20 protein-coding genes, 1 tRNA gene and 1 other RNA gene are annotated in these 22,648 nt (G+C 67.0%); 6 read left to right on the forward strand and 16 right to left on the reverse strand.

Annotated features, from left to right (window positions below):
- The first annotated feature begins 10 nt into the window (after positions 1–10).
- Positions 11–616: an RNA polymerase sigma factor gene (locus tag D619_RS0109400; RefSeq protein WP_017668333.1), complete on the forward strand. Its 606-nt coding sequence runs from the start codon at positions 11–13 to the stop codon at positions 614–616.
- On the forward strand, positions 613–1,356 hold the full coding sequence (locus tag D619_RS0109405; RefSeq protein ID WP_017668334.1) for a hypothetical protein: 744 nt from the start codon (positions 613–615) through the stop codon (positions 1,354–1,356). The genes D619_RS0109400 and D619_RS0109405 overlap by 4 nt, the downstream gene beginning before the upstream one ends.
- A gap of 65 nt (positions 1,357–1,421) precedes the next feature.
- Here the strand turns inward: D619_RS0109405 and D619_RS0109410 are convergent, their stop codons facing one another.
- The 5 genes from D619_RS0109410 to D619_RS17315 are packed head-to-tail and all read right to left on the reverse strand — an operon-like array spanning position 1,422 to position 6,012.
- Positions 1,422–2,474, reverse strand: a complete 1,053-nt coding sequence (locus D619_RS0109410) for a porin (protein ID WP_017668335.1) — start codon at positions 2,472–2,474, stop codon at positions 1,422–1,424.
- Between the two features lie 2 nt (positions 2,475–2,476).
- Positions 2,477–3,373, reverse strand: coding sequence for an alpha/beta hydrolase (locus D619_RS18105; RefSeq protein WP_017668336.1), 897 nt, complete (start codon positions 3,371–3,373; stop codon positions 2,477–2,479).
- A gap of 4 nt (positions 3,374–3,377) precedes the next feature.
- Positions 3,378–4,334: an ABC transporter ATP-binding protein gene (locus D619_RS0109420; protein WP_017668337.1), complete on the reverse strand. Its 957-nt coding sequence runs from the start codon at positions 4,332–4,334 to the stop codon at positions 3,378–3,380.
- Positions 4,331–5,428: a hypothetical protein gene (locus D619_RS0109425; protein WP_017668338.1), complete on the reverse strand. Its 1,098-nt coding sequence runs from the start codon at positions 5,426–5,428 to the stop codon at positions 4,331–4,333. Before D619_RS0109425 ends, D619_RS0109420 begins: the two co-directional genes overlap by 4 nt.
- Before the next feature lie 41 nt (positions 5,429–5,469).
- Positions 5,470–6,012, reverse strand: coding sequence for a hypothetical protein (locus D619_RS17315; protein ID WP_017668339.1), 543 nt, complete (start codon positions 6,010–6,012; stop codon positions 5,470–5,472).
- Positions 6,013–6,217: 205 nt separating this feature from the next.
- On the opposite strand from D619_RS17315, the gene D619_RS17320 reads away from it, so the two are divergent.
- The gene (locus D619_RS17320; protein WP_017668340.1) at positions 6,218–6,790 is read left to right on the forward strand and encodes an aspartyl/asparaginyl beta-hydroxylase domain-containing protein; all 573 of its coding nucleotides are present in this window, start codon (positions 6,218–6,220) and stop codon (positions 6,788–6,790) included.
- Between the two features lie 268 nt (positions 6,791–7,058).
- On the opposite strand, the gene D619_RS0109440 is transcribed toward D619_RS17320, so the two are convergent.
- The 3 genes from D619_RS0109440 to moaA all read right to left on the reverse strand — a co-directional run bounded on the left by D619_RS0109440 (position 7,059) and on the right by moaA (position 9,043).
- Positions 7,059–7,133: transfer RNA gene (locus tag D619_RS0109440), tRNA-Asn, on the reverse strand.
- Between the two features lie 55 nt (positions 7,134–7,188).
- A complete protein-coding gene (locus tag D619_RS0109445) occupies positions 7,189–7,953 on the reverse strand; it encodes an NAD kinase (protein ID WP_017668341.1) in 765 nt (254 codons plus the stop codon).
- Between the two features lie 13 nt (positions 7,954–7,966).
- Entirely contained in the window at positions 7,967–9,043 is a 1,077-nt protein-coding gene (gene moaA / locus D619_RS0109450; protein ID WP_026090904.1) for a GTP 3',8-cyclase MoaA, read from the reverse strand.
- Positions 9,044–9,221: 178 nt separating this feature from the next.
- Between moaA and D619_RS16270 the strand changes: the two genes are divergently transcribed.
- On the forward strand, positions 9,222–10,937 hold the full coding sequence (locus D619_RS16270) for a bifunctional diguanylate cyclase/phosphodiesterase (protein WP_152417395.1): 1,716 nt from the start codon (positions 9,222–9,224) through the stop codon (positions 10,935–10,937).
- Positions 10,938–10,982: 45 nt separating this feature from the next.
- Here the strand turns inward: D619_RS16270 and mfd are convergent, their stop codons facing one another.
- Positions 10,983–14,576: a transcription-repair coupling factor gene (gene mfd, locus D619_RS0109460; protein WP_017668344.1), complete on the reverse strand. Its 3,594-nt coding sequence runs from the start codon at positions 14,574–14,576 to the stop codon at positions 10,983–10,985.
- Between the two features lie 150 nt (positions 14,577–14,726).
- Positions 14,727–15,011, reverse strand: a complete 285-nt coding sequence (locus D619_RS0109465) for a succinate dehydrogenase assembly factor 2 (protein ID WP_017668345.1) — start codon at positions 15,009–15,011, stop codon at positions 14,727–14,729.
- Between the two features lie 74 nt (positions 15,012–15,085).
- Here D619_RS0109465 and recG point away from each other — a divergent pair, with 74 nt between their 5' ends.
- Entirely contained in the window at positions 15,086–17,137 is a 2,052-nt protein-coding gene (gene recG, locus D619_RS0109470; protein WP_017668346.1) for an ATP-dependent DNA helicase RecG, read from the forward strand.
- 54 nt (positions 17,138–17,191) lie between these two features.
- On the opposite strand, the gene rnpB is transcribed toward recG, so the two are convergent.
- An RNA gene (gene rnpB / locus D619_RS17325) (RNase P RNA component class A) lies at positions 17,192–17,590 on the reverse strand.
- Positions 17,591–17,640: 50 nt separating this feature from the next.
- Between rnpB and D619_RS16275 the strand changes: the two genes are divergently transcribed.
- A complete protein-coding gene (locus tag D619_RS16275) occupies positions 17,641–17,946 on the forward strand; it encodes a DUF6522 family protein (protein ID WP_152417396.1) in 306 nt (101 codons plus the stop codon).
- A gap of 224 nt (positions 17,947–18,170) precedes the next feature.
- Here D619_RS16275 and D619_RS0109480 read toward each other — a convergent pair whose 3' ends face one another.
- From D619_RS0109480 to D619_RS0109500, 5 genes are read right to left on the reverse strand one after another with little or no spacing between them, the layout of a single operon-like run.
- The gene (locus D619_RS0109480; protein WP_017668348.1) at positions 18,171–18,896 is read right to left on the reverse strand and encodes a CPBP family glutamic-type intramembrane protease; all 726 of its coding nucleotides are present in this window, start codon (positions 18,894–18,896) and stop codon (positions 18,171–18,173) included.
- A gap of 31 nt (positions 18,897–18,927) precedes the next feature.
- Positions 18,928–19,596, reverse strand: a complete 669-nt coding sequence (locus D619_RS0109485; protein WP_017668349.1) for an N-acetylmuramoyl-L-alanine amidase — start codon at positions 19,594–19,596, stop codon at positions 18,928–18,930.
- Positions 19,593–20,477 (reverse strand): DMT family transporter, encoded by an 885-nt coding sequence (locus D619_RS0109490; RefSeq protein ID WP_017668350.1) that lies wholly within the window; start codon positions 20,475–20,477, stop codon positions 19,593–19,595. The genes D619_RS0109485 and D619_RS0109490 overlap by 4 nt, the downstream gene beginning before the upstream one ends.
- A complete protein-coding gene (locus D619_RS0109495; RefSeq protein WP_017668351.1) occupies positions 20,474–21,187 on the reverse strand; it encodes a DnaJ family molecular chaperone in 714 nt (237 codons plus the stop codon). The genes D619_RS0109490 and D619_RS0109495 overlap by 4 nt, the downstream gene beginning before the upstream one ends.
- A 57-nt stretch (positions 21,188–21,244) precedes the next feature.
- A complete protein-coding gene (locus tag D619_RS0109500; RefSeq protein WP_017668352.1) occupies positions 21,245–22,642 on the reverse strand; it encodes a phosphomannomutase/phosphoglucomutase in 1,398 nt (465 codons plus the stop codon).
- Between the last annotated feature and the right edge of the window lie 6 nt (positions 22,643–22,648).

Here is a 22,648-nt window from a genome sequence, read left to right on the forward strand (position 1 = left end):
GCGCCGCATCATGACCATCGTGCACATTGGGGCTGCACGTGATGAACAAAGCCTGTATTGCACCGGGGAATATTTCGGGCGCCAGATCGTTTGGATTGCAACGATGAACAATGCAGCGGCACTGGGCCGGGACATCATCGCACATCTGCCGCGCCTGCGCCGGTTCTGCCGGGCGTTGACCGGCACTGTTCATGATGCCGACGACCTGGCGCAGGCTGCGGTTGAAAAGGCAATGCGCAACGTGGAAAAATATGCTGAAGGCACCAATCTGGATCGCTGGCTGATCACCATCGCCCACAATCACTGGCGCGACAGCCGCCGCAGCCTGGCCAATCGCACGCCCCACAGCAATGTGGACGATCTGTTCGACATGCCGGGCGAAGACGGCAACCGTACCCAGGAACAGCTGGACAGCGATGCCCGGGTGCGTGCCGCCGTTGCCGCCCTGCCGGCCGAACAGCGCCAGCTGGTGGCGCTGGTGCTGGTCGAAGGCCTCACGTATCGCGAAGCGGCGGAAATGTTGAACATACCGATTGGCACCGTGATGAGCCGCGTGGCCCGCGCCCGCGCCGCACTGGTGGGGCAATTGGCACCGGCGGGGGTGATGCCATCATGATCAGCGATACGGAATTGCTGGCCTTCCTGAACGGCGCGCTGGCCGAGCCGCGCATGAGCGAGATCGAAGCGGCGCTGGCCGTTGACGAGGCGCTGGTGGCCAGGCTGGAAGCCTTGGCCAACAACAGCGCCGCGGTGGATCAGAGCGTGGCTGCCGCCTTTGATGCGGTGCTGGCCGAACCGCTGCCGCCGGCGCTGCTGGCTGCGGCCAGCCCGGCGGTGGTCGATCTTGCCGCCGCCCGCGCGGCCCGCGAAGCAAACGCTGCACCCCGCAGCCCGATCCGCTGGTGGCAACCGGCGGCGCTGGCGGCGTCGCTGGCCATTGGCCTGGTGATCGGCGCCGGCGTGCCCAGGGGTAACAGCGACGCGCTGATCATTGCCGATGCCGCCGGCACCCGTGCGGGCCCCACGCTGGCCGCAGCGCTGGCCAGCACCCGCAGTGGCACCGATGCCCGCCTGCCCGGCGGCGTGCTGCGCCCGGTGATCAGCGTGCGCGCCGGCAATGGCGAATTGTGCCGCCAGTTCGGCGTGCAGCAGGATCAGGCCGCGCTGTCGGCGCTGGCCTGCCGGCGCGGCGATCAATGGCAGATCGTGGTGGCGAGCAGCAGCGCTGGCAGCCGCAGCGATTATGCCCAGGCCGCTGGACCGGGAGAGGCGGCCATCACGGCCGCACTCGATGCGCTGGCTGCCGGTGATCCGATGGATGCCGAGGCCGAAGCCAAGGCGCTCGCCAGGCCCTGAGCGCAAACAGTAACCGCCGGCGGCCTTGCGGCGCGCCGGCGGTTTTTTTGCGTCTTGCCCGCAGATCAGAACAGGAAGGCCAGTTCCATCAGGCCCACCACGCCGCTGCGCCGGCTGCGGCCGGTTTCGCGTTCGACGAAGCGGGTGAGATCGGCGCGCAGCTGGATGTTGCGGTTGAGCGCGACAAAGCCGCCGGCGCTGATCAGATTGTTGCGTTCGGTGCTGGCCGTGGCGCGCGCTGCCGACGCCGAAACACCCCAGCGCGGCATCACCCACGCCACACCGGCGCTGATCTCGCGCTGGTTGAAGCCCGGCGTGCGGCGGTTGCTGTCGCCGCGGTCGACATAGGAGCCGCCGATGCGCAGCGGCCCGTTGCGCACATCAAGGCCCACGTTCCAGGCATTGAGGCCGCGGCGGCCGGTTTCCGGAGCCGCCCGCGCGGTGACCCAGCCACCGCTGACCCCCAGCACCCAATTGCCCAGCGGCTGCTGGAAATTGCCACCGATTTCAACGGCATCGCGCAGGATGGTGCGGTCACGCGGATTGGGATCGCGCTGGTTGCGCTGGAATTTCGGTGCCCACGACACGCCGGCGCGGAAACCGGCCACGGGCGGTGACAGATAGACGATCTTGAAGGCATCGCCGGTATCAGGCGCGACCAGCAGCGCCTGGGTGCCGGTATAGCGCGAGAAGTCGCCGCGCACCTGGCCGAGGCCCAGGATGGGGGCACGGAAGGCCAACTGTTCGTTGCCGCCATCCTGCAGGCCCACTTCCAGCCGGCCGAAATCGGACGAGACAAAGCCAAAGGCTTCGCCGGTCTGCAGCACTTCGGTTTCGCGGCTGATGCGGCCCTGGTCGACATAGGCGCCAAACAATAGCCCGCCCTTGGTCACCCATTCGGCGTTGATCCGCACCGAGGCGTCATAGCCGGTGCCGGTCCGGGCGCGGCCGGCGCGATTGTCGTCAATCACGGCGGCCTGGCCGGAAAGCACGCCGCCGATCCGGATATCCAGGCCGCCGCGTTCGATCCGTAGTTCGGGCAGTTCGGGGATGGCGGCCAGCGCGGGGGCGGCCGGAAGGATGGCGGCCAGCGCCAGCGTCGTCAGTATTTTCTGCATGATCAGATGCCCCGAAGTTGTTGATACTGGCTGCCCGCGGCCGCCCTTGCCGCAATGGCATAGTGTCTGTCCAGCCCGTGGCGGGCGGCAAGTGTCGGATGTGGCAATATGGTTCGTGGCTCTTCTTCCAGCCATTCGGACAATTGCCCGATCATGCCGCCTTCGTTGCAATAGGTTTCAAATTGATGGCGGTGGGCCGGAATGATGCGCAGCCGGATATTGGCCCTGATCTGCAGGCGCAACGCGGCTGTTTTCATCGCGCCCGTCCAGGCCCGGGCGCGGGCCAGCCGGTGCGGGCCCTGCTGCGCATCGATCGCCGGTGACTGGTTCAGCGACGCCGTGCGCAGATTGTCGCCGCGCCCGACGATCACCAGCGTTGGTACCGCCAGCAGCTTTTTCAGTTCGGCCGGCAGCGGCGAACTGGCCAGGCCGGCCGGCCATTGTTCGCCGGCATCGGGCATGGTGTACCAGCCCGCCGCCGCCAGGCACAGCTTGCGCACGCGGCCGGGGTGAAACAGCGCGAAACGGTGGGCAAACTGGGCGCCGCCGGAAAAGCCGAACAGGTTGATCTGCCGGGCATTGAGGCCATCGATGATCAGCCAGTCGAGCAGGTTGATCAGCGCCTGATCCGCGCTCAGGCCGGTGGGGCCTGCGGCGAGTTGCTGATAACGGCCCATGGCGCGGCGTTCGAACAGGGGCGCCACGATCACCATCTCGCCCAGCCCATTCTGGCTGGCACGCAGCACCTGTTCGGCGGCGTTGCGCGAAATGCCGTGCACCATCACCATCACCGGCAACCGGCTGAGCGTGTGGGGTGTGTGGCCGGTGGGCAGGTGCAGATAATGATCCGGCACGCCGGGGGCTGGTGAGCGGACGAAACGGAGCTGGAAATTGCCCATGGAATTACTCCTCGATGCTGGCGGATGGTGGGGGAAGATTGGTCTTGCCGGCCAGGGTGCGGGCGTCGGCATTTTCGAGACGGGTGGTGATCTGATCCAGCGCGACGCCGCCGCCCGCCAGTGCATGCAGGGCCCGGGCCACATCCAGCAGCCGCGCCGCGGCAAAACCGGCCAGGCCCAGCGCGGCGATCAGGGCACGCTGATCAGATGAGCCCAGCGCCAGCAGCGCCAGCACGGTAAGGCCGCCGCCGGCCACGGCAACGCCGTCCATCAGGCCCACCATGGTGGCCCGCCGGATCGCCATGGTGGCGGCCCGTTCGGCCCTTGCATCCAGCCGGCGGCGATCGGCCCGGCTGATGCGCTGCTGCGCCGCCAGGGCCGCTTCGGGCGGCACCCGCAGCCGCCGCAGCACGAAACGGGTGAGCTGCGCACGGGACTGGCGTTGCTGGGCGATGCGGCCACCCAGCCGGCGATAGAGCAGCAGCAGCAGCAAGGTCGCCGCCATCAGCGGCAGCAGGCCGGCGGCCAGCGCCGGATATTGCGCTGCCATCAGGATGGCGCCGCCGGTGCTGGCAACCCCGGCGGTGAGCAGGGCGGCCGGCCCGCGTGCCGCCCAGTTGCGCACGGCGGAAAGGTCGCCAACGAACGGCAGCACCAGCCGGGCTTCTTCCACCCGGCCGATGGCGGGAATGGCAGCGGCAAACAGTTTCCGGCGCAAGGCCAGCACATAGGATTGCGCCAGCTTCTCGCCCACCCAGCGTTCCAGCAGGCCCGCGCTGCCGGCCAGCAGCGCGCAGACCAGCAGACCGGCGGCCGGCACGATCAACAGGCTGTGCGTGGTGACAGCGGTGCTGACCAGGCCGGAGGAGATCGCGGCGATTCCGGCCTGCACGGCACCTGTCGTCACCAATCCGGCAAACAACAGGCGCCGCTCGCCATCGACAAGGCGGGGCAGGGTCATGCCGCCACGCCCTGGGCGAACTCACCCAGCAGCAGCTTGGGCACCTGCACCGGATCGCGCAGCAGCCCCAGGCTGACGACCGGCACGCCCGACACATGTTCGGCTTCGCGTGCGGCCAGCGGCGAGATGGAGATGAGGCCGGTGATGGCCGTGGCCGGCAGGCCCATGTCGGCCAGCATGGCGGCGCCGTGGCAGGCGCTCATGGCGTCACCAGCGGCAAAGATCACGCTGCGGAACCAGCCGCGCACCCTGGCTTCGGCCAGCAGCATGGCGGTTTCGCGCTGGAACAGGCCGTCGGCAATTTCCACCACGATGATGTCATGATCCGGGCGCGCCAGATTGCCGAGCAGCGTTTCGGTGATGGTGGCCAGTTCCGCCGGGTCGAGCATGTAGGTGCTGGCATGGCCGGCATCGGTGAAATCAAGGGCGGTGATGGCGCCGGCATCGCGCATCGTCCACAGATCGCCGCCCGAACCGGTGCCGGTCAGCTTGGCGGCGCCCACCTTGAAGCCGGCGCGGGTCAGGCCGTGGATGATGCCGGCGGCAGAGGTCGTCTTGCCGGCGTTCATCGATGATCCCACCACGGCGATCACCGGCGGCACATCGGTCTTGCCGGCCGGTGCCGGCAGGGCGAAATCGGCAAGGTTCATGACACTGCCCGATTTGCGGGCAATCAGGCCGATCGGGCGGATATCGGTGGCCGGGCGCATGCGGGCATGGCGCACCAGCACTTCGCTGGCGACGCCGCCGCCGGCAGCCAGGTGGCAGGCGCCCAGATGCGCCGGCACCATCGCTTCGAACTGGTCGGGGGCATAGCGATTGCCGTAGGCGACGATCACTTCGTCACCCACATACAGCTGGCCGCGGCGACCGGCGTGGTTTTCCAGGCGCGGATGCTGGCCAAGATCAACGATTTCCGCCAGCACCAGATCGCCGGGCCGGGGTGCAATGCCGCGCCGCTTGAGCGCATGGGCTTCGGCGAAATTGACATTGCGCGTGGTGAAGGCGGCGCGCGCCTGCCGCAGCCGGGTGAGCAGATTGTTGGCCGGCGTCAGGTGGGACGAGGGCAGATTGGGCATGATGTGCTTGATCATTTTCGTGGGTCTCCGAGGGGGGCAGGGAAGGGGTGCTGCGTTCAGCGGGCAGCCAGGTGAAGCGGGGAGGTCTGGTGCGACAGCCGGCTGACCGCGCTGGCGGCGAAATGGGCGAACAGATTGGCCGGAACCATGCGGGCTTCGCTGATGATGGTGCGGGCTTCGGCGCAGAAGCGGCCGCGATCGGCGGTGTTGGCCAATCGGTTATAGTGGCTGGTGAGCTGGCGATCCTGCGCCGCCTGCCACTGGCTGCCATGCAGCTGCTGGAAACGCCGCTGTTCGGCCGACCAGGCCCGGGCCAGCAACGGAGCGTGGGCGCGCAGCAGCCAGTTGTAGCCGCTGGCCAGGGTGCGGTCGCCGCACATCAGCGCCGCCACATTCAGGCCAGAACGCAATTGCCACAGTTGCTCCGATGTCGCCGGCGCGGCAGCCAGCACGGCGACGGGCGGCACCGAACCCAGCGCATGGCTGTCGTGCATCATCTGCTGGGCAGCGGCTGCAGCCGACGGAATGGCGGCCGCGGCCGGGATGCTGATCATCATCAGGGCCAGGGAAAGATGCAGGCGGGGCAACAGCTTGGTCATTGCAGGAAGGCTCCATCGGCCACCGGCCTGGTGCCGGGGTCTCGACAGGCAAAACGCCAGCGGCAGCCGGATTATTCCCGGCACTGCGCAGAAAAATTTTTTCGGCGCGGCAGCCAAGGGCGGGAATAAATCGCCCGGTACCGGCGTTTGCCCCGCATGGCCGCAGCCAGAAATGCTGCGGTGCCAAGTGCGGGAGACAAGGCACATGCGTCATTTCAGCTTGATCGAATCCGGCGTGGATACAGCGCCATTTCTGGCCGAGATCGCCGCTCAGGACGATCCGTTCGCCGCCGTCACTGGCCGCCAGACCAAGATTGCCGTGCAGCGCGAGGCGCTGTCCATTCCCTTGCGCGGGGTACGCAAATCGGCGCTGGCCGGGCGTGAACCGCGTGATGTGCACGAAAGCCGCTGGACCAGCGGCGCCGTCGCCTATCCGCAGGCCTGCGGCTTCATCTCCCGCATCGCCCTGGCGCTGGACAGCGAATTGTCACGGGCGAAAATCGTCTGCCTGCCAGCCGGGCACCGCGTTTATCCCCACACCGATCGCGGCGAATATTACCGGCTGCGCAACCGCTATCACCTGGTGCTGAAATCCCGCCTGGGCAGCTGGCTGCGCGCTGGCGACGAAGAGGTGCGGATGCGCGAGGGCGAGCTTTGGTGGTTCGACAATGATCAGACCCACGAAGCCCACAATGATGGCGACGAAGACCGCATTCACATCATTTTCGATCTGCTGCCCAGCCACCGCCGGGCCGAGATTGAATCCGCAACGGCCTGATTGAAGGCCGTGCTGGCCTGAACCGCCCGACCATTGCACCATCATCAGATTTTCCGCCGGCTCATCTCCAACACCCCCGTTGAGATCGGCGGCAGACTTTGCCTTGCGGTAAGCGATGGTCCAATGGCGAGCGTGTTCAGGCCAGCTTATTGCTGGTCGGGCCACGGCCATGGGTTTGCCGGCCGTGACAGTGATGAACCTGAAAGCGAAAGGTGATACGGGCGCGCCGACGTGATTGGCGCAGCAACCGATTGCGATCTTCCCACGCTGGCTCCCCGGGCAGGATTCGAACCTGCGACAACTCGATTAACAGTCGAGGGCTCTACCGCTGAGCTACCGAGGAACAGCGTGGGAGCGCTCCCTTAGCGAGGGCGGCTGACATTGCCAAGCGCAAAAAATCAGCTGGCGAACTGTTCCAGGCTGATGCGGTCGTCCAGCGCATATTCGGGGTCGAACAACAGGGTCAGGCTGATGTTGCGATCGATCGCCACTTGCACATGGGCAACATCGCGCACTTCCATCTGGTCGGCCACGGCCGACACCGGCCGCTTGCGGGCTTCGCGCACTTCAAATTCGATCTGGCTGGCCGACGGCAGCAGCGCGCCGCGCCAGCGCCGGGGGCGGAAGGGGGAGATCGGCGTGAGCGCGAGCAGATCGGCTTCCAGAGGCAGGATCGGCCCATTGGCAGACAGATTATAGGCGGTGGAGCCAGCCGGCGTCGCCACCAGCACGCCATCGCAGATCAATTCTTCCATCCGCGTCTTGCCATCGATGATGATGCCGATCTTGGCGGTCTGGCGGGTTTCGCGCAGCAACGAAACCTCGTTGATCGCCGGGTGGGAGACGGTTTCGCCGGCGGTCGTGGTCGCCGTCATCTGCAGCGGATGCAGCACGAACGGCTTGGCGGCGGCCACCCGTTCTTCCAGTTTCGTCGCCTTGAAATCGTTCATCAGGAAACCTACCGTGCCGCGGTTCATGCCGAACATCGGCTTGGGATCCTGAAAGCGCATGGCTTCGTGCAGGCAGTGCAGCAGATGGCCGTCACCGCCCAGCGCCACCACCACATCGGCTTCGCGCACGGGCACAAAGCCATATCTGGCCTTCAGCGCGTCACCTGCGGCGCGAGCGACATGGCTGTCGGAAACGATCAGCGCGAGCTTCATTCGTTCAGGGTCCTCAGCCGCCGGTCAGGCTCATGTGGCGGGCCACGGCCGGCCGGGCGCCGCGCCGTTCGATCACGAAATCATGGCCCTTGGGCTTGCGCGAGATCGCTTCATCCAGCGCGGCATCGATGGCGGCTTCATCGTTGCCCGCCCCGTTCGTTCCCAGTCTCCGGATCACGCTGCGCAGATCGGCCTGGTCATCCTGGCCCAGGCACATGAACAATTGCCCGGTTGCCGTCAGCCGCACGCGGTTGCAGCTTTCGCAGAAATTGTGGGTGAGCGGCGTGATGAAGCCCAGTTGCAGGCCAAGTTCCTGCACGTAGGAATAGCGCGCCGGCCCGCCGGTGCGGTGCGGCAGATCGGTGAGCGTGTAGCGCTGCGCCAGATCGCGGCGCACGCGGGACAGCGGCAGATACTGGTCCACCCGGTCCTCGCCGATCTCGCCCAGCGGCATGGTTTCGATCAGTGTCAGATCATGCCCGCCAGCGGCGGCGAACTGCATCAGCGTTTCGATTTCCCCCGCATTTTCATGGGCCAGCGCGACGGTGTTGAGCTTCACTTGCAAGCCGGCAGCCTTCGCAGCCGCGATGCCATCCAGCACCTGGGGCAGGCGGCCCCAGCGGGTGATGCGGGCGAACTTTTCGGCATCCAGCGTGTCGAGGCTGATATTGACGCGGCGCACCCCGGCGGCGAACAGCGCTTCGGCATGGCGGACCATCTGGCTGCCGTTGCTGGTCAGGGTAAGTTCTTCCAGCGCGCCGGTCTTCAGGTGGCGGCCAAGGCTGCTCACCAGATCGATGATGCCGCGCCGCACCAGCGGTTCGCCGCCGGTCAGCCGCAGCTTGCGGGTGCCGCGCCGGATGAAGGCGCTGGCCAGAAGGTCGATCTCCTCCAGGCTCAGCACTTCGTTCTTGGGCAGAAAGGTCATGTCTTCGGCCATGCAATAGACACAGCGGAAATCGCAGCGGTCGGTCACCGAAACGCGCAGATAGGTGATGGCGCGGCCAAACGGATCGACCAGCGCCCGTGCTGCGGTTGCCGTCGTTGCCGCTGCCGGCACGCTTGCCACGTTGTTGCCATCGCCAAACATCACCGCCAGCCTGTGGCACGCCGGCATCGCTTGGCAAGCGCTTTTCGTGTTAACCTACAAGCCGCTTGAATGTCGGGCTGGACAGGTGAACAGTAAAGCGGCATCGAAGCAGGAACAATTGGGCGTAGAGCTAGGGCAGGTTCTGAACCTCATGGGCGCAATGAACGCCGAACCGGTGTTGATCGTATCCCCCCGCTACGCGGATGACGTGGCGGCGCTGGTTGCGTCTGCCGGCCAGGCACCGCGGGTGGAGCGCCGGCCGGAGCTCGCCGCCGGCCGTTTTGCCGCAGAACCGGTGCGCGTGGTGGTGGTGGATGCCCGCGGCGCGCTTTCGGCCGGCCTGGCCGTGGCGCAGGCGCTGGGCCCGGCGGTGGAGGGCCGGCGCGGCGCCATGCTGGTGCTGCTGTCCCGCAATGATGCCGATGCGGCTGGCGCTGCCCGCGATGCCGGTGCCACCTCGGTAATGGTGTCCCCCTTCGGCTCCGACAGTTTTTCCACCGCCCTGCACCTGGCCGGCCGCCATGCCGATCGCCTGGCTGCCGCCGCTGCCGCCCCCTTGACCCAGGATTCCCGCGAGGCCGACCGGTTGACGGGCCTCGCCAGTGTCGAACGCCTGCAAAGCTGGCTGGCGCAGCAGCGCGCCGCCGAAACCCCTTGTGGCGTGATCGTCATCGGGGTCGGGCGCTTTGCCCAGATCAACACCATCTATGGCCGTGATGTCGCCGATCGCCTGCTGTCGGTGATTGCCCGCCGGCTGGGGCCGATTGCCGATTCCCGCACGGCCGTGGGCGAGATCCGCCTGCTCTCGCGGCTGACTGCGGCGGAATTTGCGATCGGCATCTCCGGCGCCAGCGCTGCCGACAAGCTGGAGCGGCTGGCCCGCCAGATGCTGCGCGGTTTCGAGCGGCCATTTGCCATCGATGATCGGCTGATTCATGTTTCGGGACGCGCCGGCATCGCCTGGGATGATGGCAGCATGGATGGCGATCCGGCCAGCGTCGCCACCGCCCTGTTGCGCGAAGCCTCCATCGCGCTTTCCGATGCGCGCGGGCGGGAACCCGGCGCCGTTGCTCGCTTCCACCAGGAAAGCGACCGTGAAGCCCTGGCGCGCCGGGCCGATCTGGAGTCCGATCTGTTTGGCGCCCTGAAGGATGGCGGCATCACCATCCTGTTTCAGCCGCAGTCCAGCCTGTCGGATGGCGTGGTCGGCGGGGTGGAGGCGCTGTCGCGCTGGGATCACCCGCTGCATGGCCGGCTTTCGGCCGTTACCCTGCTCGAAACCGCCGCATCGGCCGAACTGGCCCTGGCCGTTGGCCGCCATATCCGTTCGCGCGCCATCGCCACGGCAGCGGCCTGGACCGGCGCACTGGCCAATCTGAAGATCTCGCTGAACGTGACGGCGGCCGATCTGGCCGATCCGGAATTCATCGATTCGCTGGCGAAGGACCTCACGACATCAGGCCTGTCGCCGCGCCGGCTGGTAATCGAGGTGACGGAAGAAGCCATCATCAACGATCTCGACGCCGCCGCCGCGACGCTCTCGCTGCTGCGCCGCGACGGGGTGGGCATCGCGCTGGACGATTTTGGCGCCGGCTATTCCAGCCTCGCCCGCCTCGCCCGCCTGCCGGTGGACACGATCAAGCTCGATCGCAGCTTTGCCCAGGGCCTGACCGGGAGCGAACGCGAACGCATCGTGGTGGAAGGCATGATCGCCACCGCCCGCCGCCTCGGCCTCACCGTCGTCGCCGAAGGCATCGAGGACGATGTGCAACTCGCCGCCGCCCGCGCCGCCGGCTGCCAATGGGTGCAAGGCTATTGCGTCGCCCCGCCGCTCGACCAGACGGCGCTCACCGCCTTCTGCAACCGGCGGAAATCCAAGATCAGCGTGGCGTAAGGTAGAGGGGCCTCCATTCTGGCGCAGGCCAGAACGGAGGCCTGCTTACTTCCTGCCGAACTTCGACTTGAACACTGCCGGCCGCATCGGTGCTTTCGGCGGCGGCAGCGGCTTGGCTGCCGGTTTGGCCACGGGCTTCAGCTTGGCGCCAGCGGCGAGCTTGCTCAGCGCAGAAGCAATGGCGAGTGCGCCCTTCAACCGGGTCCGGTCGTCGCCCCATTCAGCGGCGATGAAGAGTTTCTGATCGGGCCGCACCTTCGCCCGTTCGCCCAGCCGGGTGATATAATCCATCAGCGCGTCCGGGTTGGCGAAGCGGTCGTCGCGGAAGGTGACGAGGCCACCCTTGCGGCCGGCTTCCAGCTTGGCGATGCCGGCGGTGATGCAGGCCTGCTTGATCTCGATGACGGACAGCAGGTTTTCGACTTCCGACGGCAATTTGCCGAAGCGGTCGATGATTTCGGCGGCGAGGCTGTCGATGCCGGCGCGGCTGTCGATCTCGTTGAGGCGGCGGTAGAGCGCCATGCGCACGTTCAAATCGGGCACATAATGATCGGGGATCAGGATCGGCACTTCGGCGGTGATCTGCGGGCTGAAGGCTTCCTGCGGCGGCTTCATGCCGGCCGCTTCGGCCTTGGCTTCCAGGATCGCCTCTTCCAGCATCGACTGGTAAAGTTCGAAGCCGATCTCCTTGATATGGCCGGATTGTTCGTCGCCGAGCAGATTGCCGGCGCCGCGCTGATCAAGATCGTGGCTGGCGAGCTGGAAGCCGGCGCCGAGCGTGTCGAGTTGGCTGAGCACCTGCAGCCGTTTTTCGGCGCCTTCGGTGATGGTCTGGCCGGCGGCGGTGGTGAGATAGGCATAGGCACGGGTCTTGCCGCGCCCGACGCGGCCGCGGATCTGATATAATTGCGCCAACCCGAAGCGGTCTGCCCGGTGCACGATCAGCGTGTTGGCGGACGGGATGTCGAGACCGGATTCGATGATGGTGGTCGACAGCAGCACGTCATAGCGCTTGTCGTAGAAGGCGCTCATGCGCTCCTCGACCTCCGATGGCGCCATCTGGCCGTGGGCGGTGATCGGCTTCACTTCCGGCACCTGTTCGCGCAGGAACTGTTCGATATCGGCGAGGTCGGCGATGCGCGGCACCACGAAGAAGCTCTGCCCGCCGCGATAATGTTCACGCAGCAGCGCTTCGCGGATCACCACCTCGTCAAACGGGCTCACATAGGTGCGCACGGCGAGACGGTCGACCGGCGGGGTGGCGATGATCGACATTTCCCTGAGGCCGGTCAGCGCCATCTGCAAGGTGCGCGGGATCGGCGTGGCAGTCAGCGTCAGCACATGGACATCGGCCTTCAGCGACTTCAGCCGTTCCTTGTGGACGACGCCGAAGCGCTGTTCCTCGTCCACGATCACCAGCCCCAGCCGCTTGAACTCCACCCCCTTGGCGAGAATCGCGTGAGTTCCGACGATGATATCGACCGTGCCATCCGCCAGCCCGTCACGCGCCGCCTTGGCATCGGCGGTGTTCACCAGCCGGGAGAGGTGTCGCACCTCGACCGGCAGGCCGGTGAAGCGCTCGCGGAAATTCTGGTAATGCTGGCGGGCGAGCAGCGTGGTCGGGCAGACGACGGCGACCTGCATGCCCGACAGCGCGGCGGCATAGGCGGCGCGCAGCGCCACCTCGGTCTTGCCGAAGCCGACATCGCCGCACACCAGCCGGTCCATCGGCCGGCCGGAGGTGAGATCGTCGACCACGTCACCGATCGCCTTCAACTGGTCGTCGGTCTCGGCATAGGGGAAGCGGTCCACGAACGCCGCCATGCCATGGCTGTCGATGCTCACCGGCTCGCCTTCGCGCAGGGCGCGGGCTGCCGCGGTCGCCAGCAGTTCGCCGGCAATCTCGCGGATGCGGTTCTTCATCCGCGCCTTGCGCGTGCTCCAGGCGACGCCGCCCAATTTGTCGAGGCCGACGCCTTCGCTGTCGCTGCCATAGCGGGAGAGGACGTCGATATTCTCGACCGGCACATAGAGCTTGTCGCCGCCGTCGTAGGTGAGCGCCACGCAATCATGCGGCTTGCCGCCGATGGGGATGGCCATCAGCCCGTCGTACCGGCCGATGCCATGATCGCGGTGGACGATGAGATCGCCCGGCGTCAGCATCGCCAGTTCGGCCATGAAGGCATCGGCCTTGCGCGCCGAGCGTGCCTTCCTCACGAGGCGATCACCCAGCATGTCCTGCTCGGTGAGCAGGGTCAGGCTGCCGCGGGCTTCTTCGCGCGTGAAGCCGTGATCGAGCGGCAGCACGGTGAGCACGATCTGGCCGGCGGCGGCCTGGCCCAGCGCTTCCTGCCAGTGATCGGCGGTGGCGAGCCGGGCAACGCCTTCATCGGAAAGCAGGCCCTTCAGCCGTTCGCGCGCGCCATTGGAATAGCTGGCAAGGATGACCCGGTCACCGGCGTCGCGGCGCGCCTCGATATGCGCCTTGATCGCGGCATAGACGGGCGGGCCACCATTGGCCTGCGCCACCCGTTCCGGGGCAAAATCGCGCGCCGGCACCGCATCGCAATCGATGGCAAACAGTGTGCCGGAGGGAACGGCGTGCGGGCTGCTGGCGTGGACGGCGTGGGCGGCGAGTTTCTCGGCCCACTCCTCGCGCGACAGGTAGAGCGCATCGGGCGGCAGCGGGCGATAGCTGCCCTTCTTCTGACTCAGCGCCGCCACCCGGTTGTCGTGATAGTCAGCGATGGCATCGAAGCGGTCGGCGGCGGCCTTGTCGGCCCCGGCATCGCGCACCAGCACGTCATCGCTGCCCATCCAGTCGAACAGGGTGACCAGATCGGGCTCGAACAGCGGCAGCCAATGTTCCATACCGGCCAGACGCCGGCCGTCGCTGACCGCTTCGTAGAGCGGATCGCCGGTGGCGGTGGCGCCAAACTTCTCCAGCCAGCCCGACCGGAAGGCGCGGATGCGATCGGCATCGAGCATGACTTCGGACACGGGCAGCAGGTCAAAGCCCTCTGCGGGACCAAGGCTGCGCTGGGTGGCGGGATCGAAACGGCGAATGGATTCAATCTCGTCCCCGAAGAAATCGAGACGCAGGGCGAAGTCCGCGCCCGACGGCATCACGTCGACAAGGCCGCCGCGCAGGGCATATTCGCCCGGCTCCACCACCGTATCGACGCGCACGAAGCCATTGGCGGCCAGTTTCAGCGCCAGCGCGTTGCGGTCGATGCGGCTGCCGGGCTTCAGCCGGGCGGCCATCCGGGCGATCTGCGCCTTGGGCAGGCAGCGCTGGGTGATGGCGTTCACCGTGGTCACCACCAGTTCGGCGCCCGCCTGCGGTTCGGCCAAGGCGGCGAGGGCGGCCATGCGCTCGGCCGCCATCTTCAGCGACGGCGAGGCGCGGTCGTACGGCAGGCAATCCCAAGCCGGAGCCACGGTGATGGCGATTTCCGGCGCAAAATAGGCCGCGGCCTCCGCCATGGCGCGCGCCTGGGCTTCATCGGCCGCGATGAACCAGGCCCGGCCTTTCGCCGCGCGCGCCACATCGGCCATCAGCCACGGCAGATAGCCGCCGGCACAGCGCGCCAGCGTGACCGGGCGGGTGGCGGTGACGAAACGGGGCAGGTCGATCATCGATCCCCTCTCCCCCCGTCTGACTCTGGGCGGGAGAGGGAGGGGCCCGCCGCGCAGCGGTGGGAGGGTGAGGGGGTGCGAACGGCGTCGAACAACCCCTCACCGCGCTCGCCTTCGGCGAGTCGACCCTCTCCCCGAACGGGAGAGGGGTTATTTGGTGACTTCGACATAATCGAGTTTCTTCAGAAGCTGTATCTGCGCGCCGTCCAGCCGGGCCGGCACGGCGGCGGTGCCGAAGGCCCAGGCCAGGATATCGACATCCTGTTCTTCCAGCAGCGCTTCAAACCAGGCCAGATCGGCCTCGGTCCAACTGGCGTAATGGCGTTCGAAGAAGCCGCCCACCACCAGATCGGATTCCTTGGTGCCGCGATGGCTGGCGCGATATCTGGCCTTGCGGATGCGCAGGTCCCAAGGATCGATTTGGTTGTCGTTCATGTGACGGCCCTTCAAACGCAAATGCCGCGCAGGCGTTTCAAACGGCCAGCGCGGTGCTACAACCTCGCCATATCATGCGCCCTGCCGTCCTCAACCCCCTGTTTGCCGAAGTGGCCGCGCTGAAGGGCGTCGGTTCGGCGCAGGTGCGGCAATTGGCGCGGCTGAAGATCGCGCGGGCGCTCGATCTGGCCTTCCACCTGCCAACGATGGTGATCGACCGGCTGGCGGTGGATACGGTGGACGAAACGATGGTGGGCCGCCCGGTTGTGGTGCCGCTGACGCCGGCTCGCCATGAGCGCGGTGGGCCACGCAGCCCGTTGCGCGTGGCGGCGGTGGACCGCGGTGGCCAATGGGTGGACCTGACCTTCTTTGGCCAGACCGCCAATTGGGCGCAGACCAAGCTGCCGATCGGGGTGGAAAAGCGCATCGTCGGCAAGCTCGACCGTTATGGCCAGAAACTGCAGATCGCCCATCCGGAGGTGCTGGCGATGGACAGCGCCGCGCCGCCCGGTTTGCGCGAGCCGGTCTATCCGCTGACCGAGGGCATCACCAACCGCCGCATGGGGCAATTGGTGGCCGAAGCGCTGGCGCGGGTGCCGGAGCTGGCGGAGTGGATCGAGCCGAGTGTCATTGAGCGTTATGGCTGGGCATCGTTCGCAGAGTCGCTTCACGCCGCGCATCGCATGGAAGGAGGGCGCGACCGGCTGGCCTATGACGAACTGCTGGCCAACCAGCTGGCGCTGCTGCTGGTGCGGGCCGACACGCGGGCACGGCGCGGGCGGGCGCTGGCGGGCAATGGCCGGCTGGTGCGGCCCTTGCTGGCCAGCCTGCCGTGGTCGCTGACGGGCGCACAAACCCGCGTGATCGGCGAAATCACCGGCGACATGGCGCAGGCGCAGCCGATGCTGCGGCTGCTGCAGGGCGATGTGGGATCGGGCAAGACGTTGGTTGGCCTGATCGCCATGCTGACAGCGGTGGAGGCGGGCACGCAGGCGGCGCTGCTGGCGCCCACCGAGATATTGGCGCGCCAGCATCATGTGACGCTCACCAAGCTGGCGGCTGGCCTGCCCGTGCGGATCGAATTGCTGACCGGGCGGGACAAGGGCAAGGCACGCGAGGCATTGCTGACCGATCTGGCAGCGGGCCGGATCGACATATTGGTTGGCACCCACGCCATTTTCCAGGAGGCGGTGGACTATCACGATCTCGGCCTGGTGGTGGTGGATGAACAGCACCGCTTTGGCGTCGCCCAGCGGCTGATGCTGGCCAACAAGGGCCGGCTACCGCCGCACGTGCTGGCGATGACGGCGACGCCGATCCCGCGCAGCCTGGCCCTGACGCGGTTTGGCGAAATGGACCAGAGCCAGATCGACGAGCGCCCACCCGGCCGCCAGCCGATCGAGACACGGGTGACAGGCCGTTTCGAGGATGTCGTTGCCGGCCTGGCCCGCCATGTCGAGGCAGGCGGCCAGGCCTATTTTGTGTGTCCGCTGGTGGATGGCACCGAAGATGAAGATGAAGCCGCCGCCACCACCCGCGCCGCCTTCCTGAAAGGCCGGCTGGGGGAGGGGAAGGTCGGCCTTGTCCACGGCAAGATGAAGGGGCCGGACAAGGATGCCGTGATGGCCGATTTCGCTGCCGGGCGGCTGGCCGTGCTGGTGGCGACGACGGTGATCGAGGTGGGGGTGGATGTGCCCAATGCCACGCTGATGATCATCGAGGCGGCAGAGCGGTTCGGGCTGGCGCAGTTGCACCAGCTGCGCGGCCGGGTCGGGCGCGGCAGCGGGCAGAGCGTGTGCCTGCTGTTGCGTGGTGAGGAATTGTCGGAAACCGCGCGCAGCCGGCTGAAGCTGATGCGTGAGACCAATGATGGCTTCCGCATTGCCGAGGAGGATCTGAAGCTGCGCGGGGCGGGCGAGATATTGGGCACGCGCCAATCGGGGGAGGAGGCGTTCCGCTTCGCCGATCCGGAGCGGGTACAGAAATTCGTCACCATGGCCCGTGATGATGCGCGGTTGTTGCTGGACCGGGATGGCGGGCTGGATGGGGCGCGCGGGCAGGCGGCGCGGGTGCTGCTGTATCTGTTTGAACGGGATGCGGGGGTGGCGCTGCTGCGGAGTGGCTGATGAAAGATCGCCCATAATGCATCTGCCCGCAACGCTTGCGCATTGCGGGCAGAAAAGACCACGTCGTCTGTAAGCCGGGTTCTGTCCAGGGCTTGCACCCCTGGGCGACCATTCCTCTCGGACGGCGGTTGCCCGCCGCCTCCAGCAACCAACCCGGATGACTGGGCCGGTTCCTGCCCTGCAAGGCCGAAGCCCTGCGCGCCATCCCTATTCGGTCTTGCTCCCGGTGGGGTTTGCCGTGCCGCTTTGGTTGCCCATCGCGCGGTGCGCTCTTGCCGCACCGTTTCACCCTTGCCTGTCCGTCCCGAAGGACGCCATCGGCGGTCTCTTCTCTGTGGCACTGTCCCTGATTCTGGCGGACCAGAACCGCCGGGCGTTACCCGGCACCGCGTTCCGTGGAGCCCGGACTTTCCTCGGCAGATTTGCACCTGACGCGGTCGCCCGACGACGTGATCGCTTGGGCGCTCTAGCATTTTGGTGTGCGCCGCGCCATGGCAGCGGGCATGATCGAAATCGAAGGCATTGTCGGGAGCGGGGGCGAGAGCTTCACGGTCTCGGCGGAAACCATTGCCGAAGGCCTGAAACTCCAGCCCGAACAGGTGCAGCCGATGCTGGCCGCGCGCCTGATCACCTCGTGGGTGGAAGCCGGCGTGGACGAAGATTTCGGCACCTTCCGCCTCACCTTCGCCACCGACAAGCGCCGCCTGCGCCTGATTGTGGATGCGCTGGGCGAAGTGGTGTCGAAATCCACGCTGGACTTCGGCGGCCATGATCTGCCGCTGGGCGCACGCAAGCCGGGGGCGGTGTAGCAATCGCCGCAGGCAAACATTACAGTATTGCAATGTGAGATGAGCGGCGGCATACCCGAGTCATTGGGTCGGTCACCCCCCTGTTTTACCGACCCGCAGGGTGGCAATATTTTGCCCTCCGCCCGCAATGACGGTGGCCCTTCCCCCCGGTTAGGCCATTGGCGGAAACTCTGGAGGCCGGCTTTCTCTCGGGTGCCGGCCTCCGCTTTTCGGGGCCCCTGCAGTCAAACCAGCAGCGCGATCGAGTTTCCGAAATTGTGCAGCAGCACGGGCAGCAGCAGGCTGCCGGTGCGCAGCCTGAGCCACACTGCAAGCAGGGACGGTATGGCGGTGAGCGCCAGGATGGCCGGATCAAGGCTGAATTCGCCGCCGGCAAAAGCACCGGCATAACCAAATGCATGATCCATGCCGAACAGCCAGCACGACAGCAGTGCACCCCAGCCCCATTCAACCCCCAGCAACCGCTTCCGCCCCTGAAAGGCGCGGTCGAGCGCGAACAGCAGCACGCCGCGATAGAAGGGCTCTTCCGCCAACCCGGGCATGGTCAACTGGAAGGCGGTCTCTTCACTGGTCGCCGGGCCGCTGGGGAAGGCGAGGGCGATGGCGAGAAAAAAGCTGCAATACAGGGCCGCGACTGGCCATGCCGCCCGCCAGCTTCCCGCGGCCTGGGCGAATGTGAGGCCGCAGCGCGCCCAGCCAAATGCGGGCAGGGCGGCGATGGCGAGGGTGATCATCAGCGCCAGTATCTTGCCCTGCCAGTTCCATTCGCCGCCCAGCAGATCGGGCAGCAGGCCATAGCCCCTGGTCAGCACCAGATCATTGAGGGCAACCAGCAGCGCCGCGACGCCCAGCCAGCGGGCCGAAAAGCGGGCTCTGTCGAGCAGGCCAAGCCCGAACCCGGCGACAGCCAGGAGCGCGAGCACTGCTGCGAGACTGATAAGGGCGTTCACCTGGCTTCCCCCTTTGCAAGTGGCCGACTGGCTAAAGCCCTTCCGCCAGCAACAGCCCGCGCAGGATCGTGCGCGTTTCCGCGTCGATCACGCCGTCAAATCGGGCCGGGCGGTGATGGCGCTGGAAGGCGATCACGGCTTCGGTTGGCGCGGTGATGTTGTAGCCATAGCGGCCCAGCGCCGCGAGGAAGCCGGGGTCGGTCCAGTTCGGGTCCATGCAGGGTTTCGGCGCGGCGGCGAGGCCGGCGCGGGCGAGGCGGGGCCAATCGAACAGTTCGCCCGGGTCTTCCTTGCGGGTGGGGGCGATGTCGCTGTGGCCCACCACATTGGCCGGCTGGATGGTGTGGCGGGCAACGATCTCGGCGACCAGCGCGTGCACCGCGTCCATCTGCGGAGCCGGGAAGGGGACATAGCCGAACTCGTGGCCCGGGTTGACGATTTCGATGCCGATGCTGGCGCTGTTCACGTCGGTGATGCCGCGCCACCAGCTGCGTCCGGCGTGCCAGGCGCGCTTGGCCTCGTCGACCATCTGCAGCACCTGGCCGTCCTCGGCGACGACATAATGGGCCGAAACGCCGGATTCGGGATTGGCCAGCCAGTCGATGGCGGCCGCGCCGCTCTGCATGCCGGTATAGTGCAGAACAAGGATGCCGATCGGCAGTTGCCGGTCGTTGAAATTGGGGCTGGCGCGGTGAATCATGTCGGCTCCACCGGCATGTCGCTGTCGCGGCGCTGCGCGGTGCGGATGGTGATGATGGCGACACCGACCAGCGTCAAGAGCCCGCCGACCAGCATCTGGCCGGTGATCGGCGTGTCATAGACGGCGACCGCGATGCTGATGGAAATCAGCGGCGTCGGCAGGGTGAGCGGCGAGACGACGGCGACCGGGTAGCGCTGAAACAGCCAGGTCATGCCGCCATGGCCGACAAGGCTGGACATGATGCCCGAATAGGCCACCCAGCCCCAGGTGCCGAGCGGCAGATCGGGGATGGCGGCGAGCTTGGCCGGCTCGAAGAACTGCGCCAGCGCGATCATGATCGGGATGGAGACCAGCCCCAGCCAACCGTGGATGACCAGCACCGGCACGCCCTGCAGCCGGCGGAACAAGAGATTGCCCACCGCCCAGCACAGGGATGCCGCCGCCGTGAGCAGGATGCCCACGCGTTCGTTGGCGATGGCCGGATCAAAGCCCAGCACCACCACGCCGGCAAAGCAGATGGCGATGGCGGTGATGCGCGGCCAGCGGATTTCTTCCTTCATGAAGATGACGGCGAGGATCAGGCTGAACGGCACGCCCAGTTGCCCGACGATGGCCAGCGCCGAGACATTGTCGGCCAGCGCAAAGCTCATCGCGCCCAGCGACATGAACAGCGCGCCGGCGATGAAACCGGTGAGCAGGATCAACCCCATGCGCCCCGGCAGCCAGCGCAGGAAGGGCAGGCAGACCAGCGTGGCCACGACATAGCGCAGCAGCACCGCCGTCATCGGCCCGGCGCTCATCACGCCTTCCTTCACGGCGACCACGTTGAAACCCCACACCACATCGATGGCGAGGATCATGGCGAGATGCAGCGGCTTCATCGCCGCCGCCCGGTCAGCCGGTCATAGGCGGCGTTGATGTCGGCCATCCTGAGTTCGGAGACGCGGATGAACTCCGACGGCACGCCTTCGGCCAGCGCGCGATCGGGGTGATAGCGTTTCACCAGGCCATGATAGGCGGCCCGGATGGCGGCGGCGTCGGTGCCGGGCTCGATACCCAGCACCGCCCACGGGTCATCGGCCGCGGGCGCGAGGTGGCGGCGGCGGATGCGGGCCTGCGCGGCCTCGTCAAAGCCCAGGATGGTGGCGACTTCGCCCAGAAAGGCCAGTTCCGCCGCGTGAAAGCCATCGACCGCCGCGATCATCCACAGCGCGTCGAGCAGATCTTCCAGCGTTGCCGAACCCTGGCCAAGCAGATCGGCAGCCTGGATGGCATAGGCCTGGAAGCCCGCCATCGAACCCTTGGCCAGATCATAGAAGCGCCGGGCATTGTTGGCTTCGGAAGGATCGACGTGAAACAGGCGCTGGAAGGTGGCGAATTCGGCGGCCGAGGCATTGCCATCGGCGCTGGCCATCTTGGCGGCGAGCGCAATGGCGGCGATGGAAAAGGCGACGCGGCGGCGTTCCGGGTTGGTGGCACGGGCGCGCATGGCATCCACGGCACCGCCGGCCGCCGCGCCGGCCAGCGCTCCCAGGGGGCCGCCGATCACCAGGCCCAGTGCCGTGCCGGCCAAAGTCGCCCAGATACTCATGTTTAGCCGCTTAGGTGATTGGCGGCGATGGGGGAAGGGCTGTGTTGTCCCGCTCCGTCAGTGGCTGGCGGCAACGGGCGCCACACCAGACAGGGCAAGCTGCGCGTTCAGTTCGGCCGCGAGCCGGGCCATTGCGGCCTCGTCTTTGGCTTCAACCCGCGCCGTCAGCACGTCCTGCGTGTTCGATGCCCGCAGCAGCCACCAGCCATCGGCGCGCATCACGCGGGCACCGTCGATTTCGTTCACTTTGGCGCCCTCAGCCTTCAGCCGGGCCAGCACTTCGGCCACAACGGCGAACTTGCGGGGCTCGGGGCAGGGGAAGCGGAACTCTGGCGTGTTGATCATCGCCGGCATCGCGTCCTTGAGCGCGGTGAGCGAGCCGCCCAGCGCCGTCACCGCCTCGATCAGGCGGACGGCGGCCAAGATGCCATCGTCCACGCCATGCCAGCGGTGGGCAAAGAAGATATGGCCGCTCATTTCGCCGGCCAGCGGTGCGTTCAGTTCCAGCAGCCGCGCCTTCATCAGGCTGTGGCCGCTCTTCCACATGTCGGGCACGCCGCCCAGCGCGGCAATGCGATCGAACAGCGCCTGGCTGGCCTTGATATCGCCGATGATGGTGCTGCCCGGCAATTCACGCAGCACTGGTTCAGCCAATATGGCGAGCAGTTCATCGCCCCACACCACGCGGCCCTGGCCATCGACGGCGCCAATGCGATCGGCATCGCCATCAAAGGCCACGCCGAAATCGCAGCTCCTTTCACGCACCACGCGCTTCAGATCGGCCAGATTGGCTTCCAGCGTGGGATCGGGGTGGTGATTGGGAAAATGGCCATCAACATCGGCGAACAGCAGATGGTGGGTGCCGGGCAGCAGGCTGGTCAGCCGTTCGACCACGGGGCCAGCAGCGCCGTTGCCGCAGTCCCAGGCAATGGTGAAGCGGCCACCGCGGAAATCGGCCAGCATTGCTTCGACATAGCGATCCAGGATGGCGACATGGCGGGCCGTGCCAGCGCCTTTTTCCCAGTCACCCGCCGCCGCCATGGCGCCCAGCGTCTGAATGTCGGCGCCGTGGAAGGGCCCGCTGTGGCGCAGCAGCTTGATGCCGTTCCAGTTGAAAGGGTTGTGGCTGCCGGTGACCATCAGGCCAGCATCTGCGCCCAATGCGAACACGCTGAAATAGAGCATGGGGGAAGGCCCCATGCCGATATCGATGACATCGCAGCCGGTGCCCAGCAGGCCCTCGGCTGCGGCTCCGGCCAGGCTGGGACTGCTGAGGCGGCCATCGCGGCCCAGGCACACGACCGGCGTTCCCTTGGCGCCGCCGTCACGGCGCAGCCTGGTGCCGAAGCTGCGGCCAATGGCGCGGGCGTCGGCCTCGGTCAGGGTTTCGCCAACGATCCCGCGAATGTCATAGGCGCGCAGGGCGGTGGGATCGATCACATGGCGGCCGGCCATCAGGCG

This window comes from Sandarakinorhabdus sp. AAP62, from assembly GCF_000331225.1.
In the GTDB taxonomy this organism is placed as follows: Bacteria; Pseudomonadota; Alphaproteobacteria; order Sphingomonadales; family Sphingomonadaceae; genus Sandarakinorhabdus.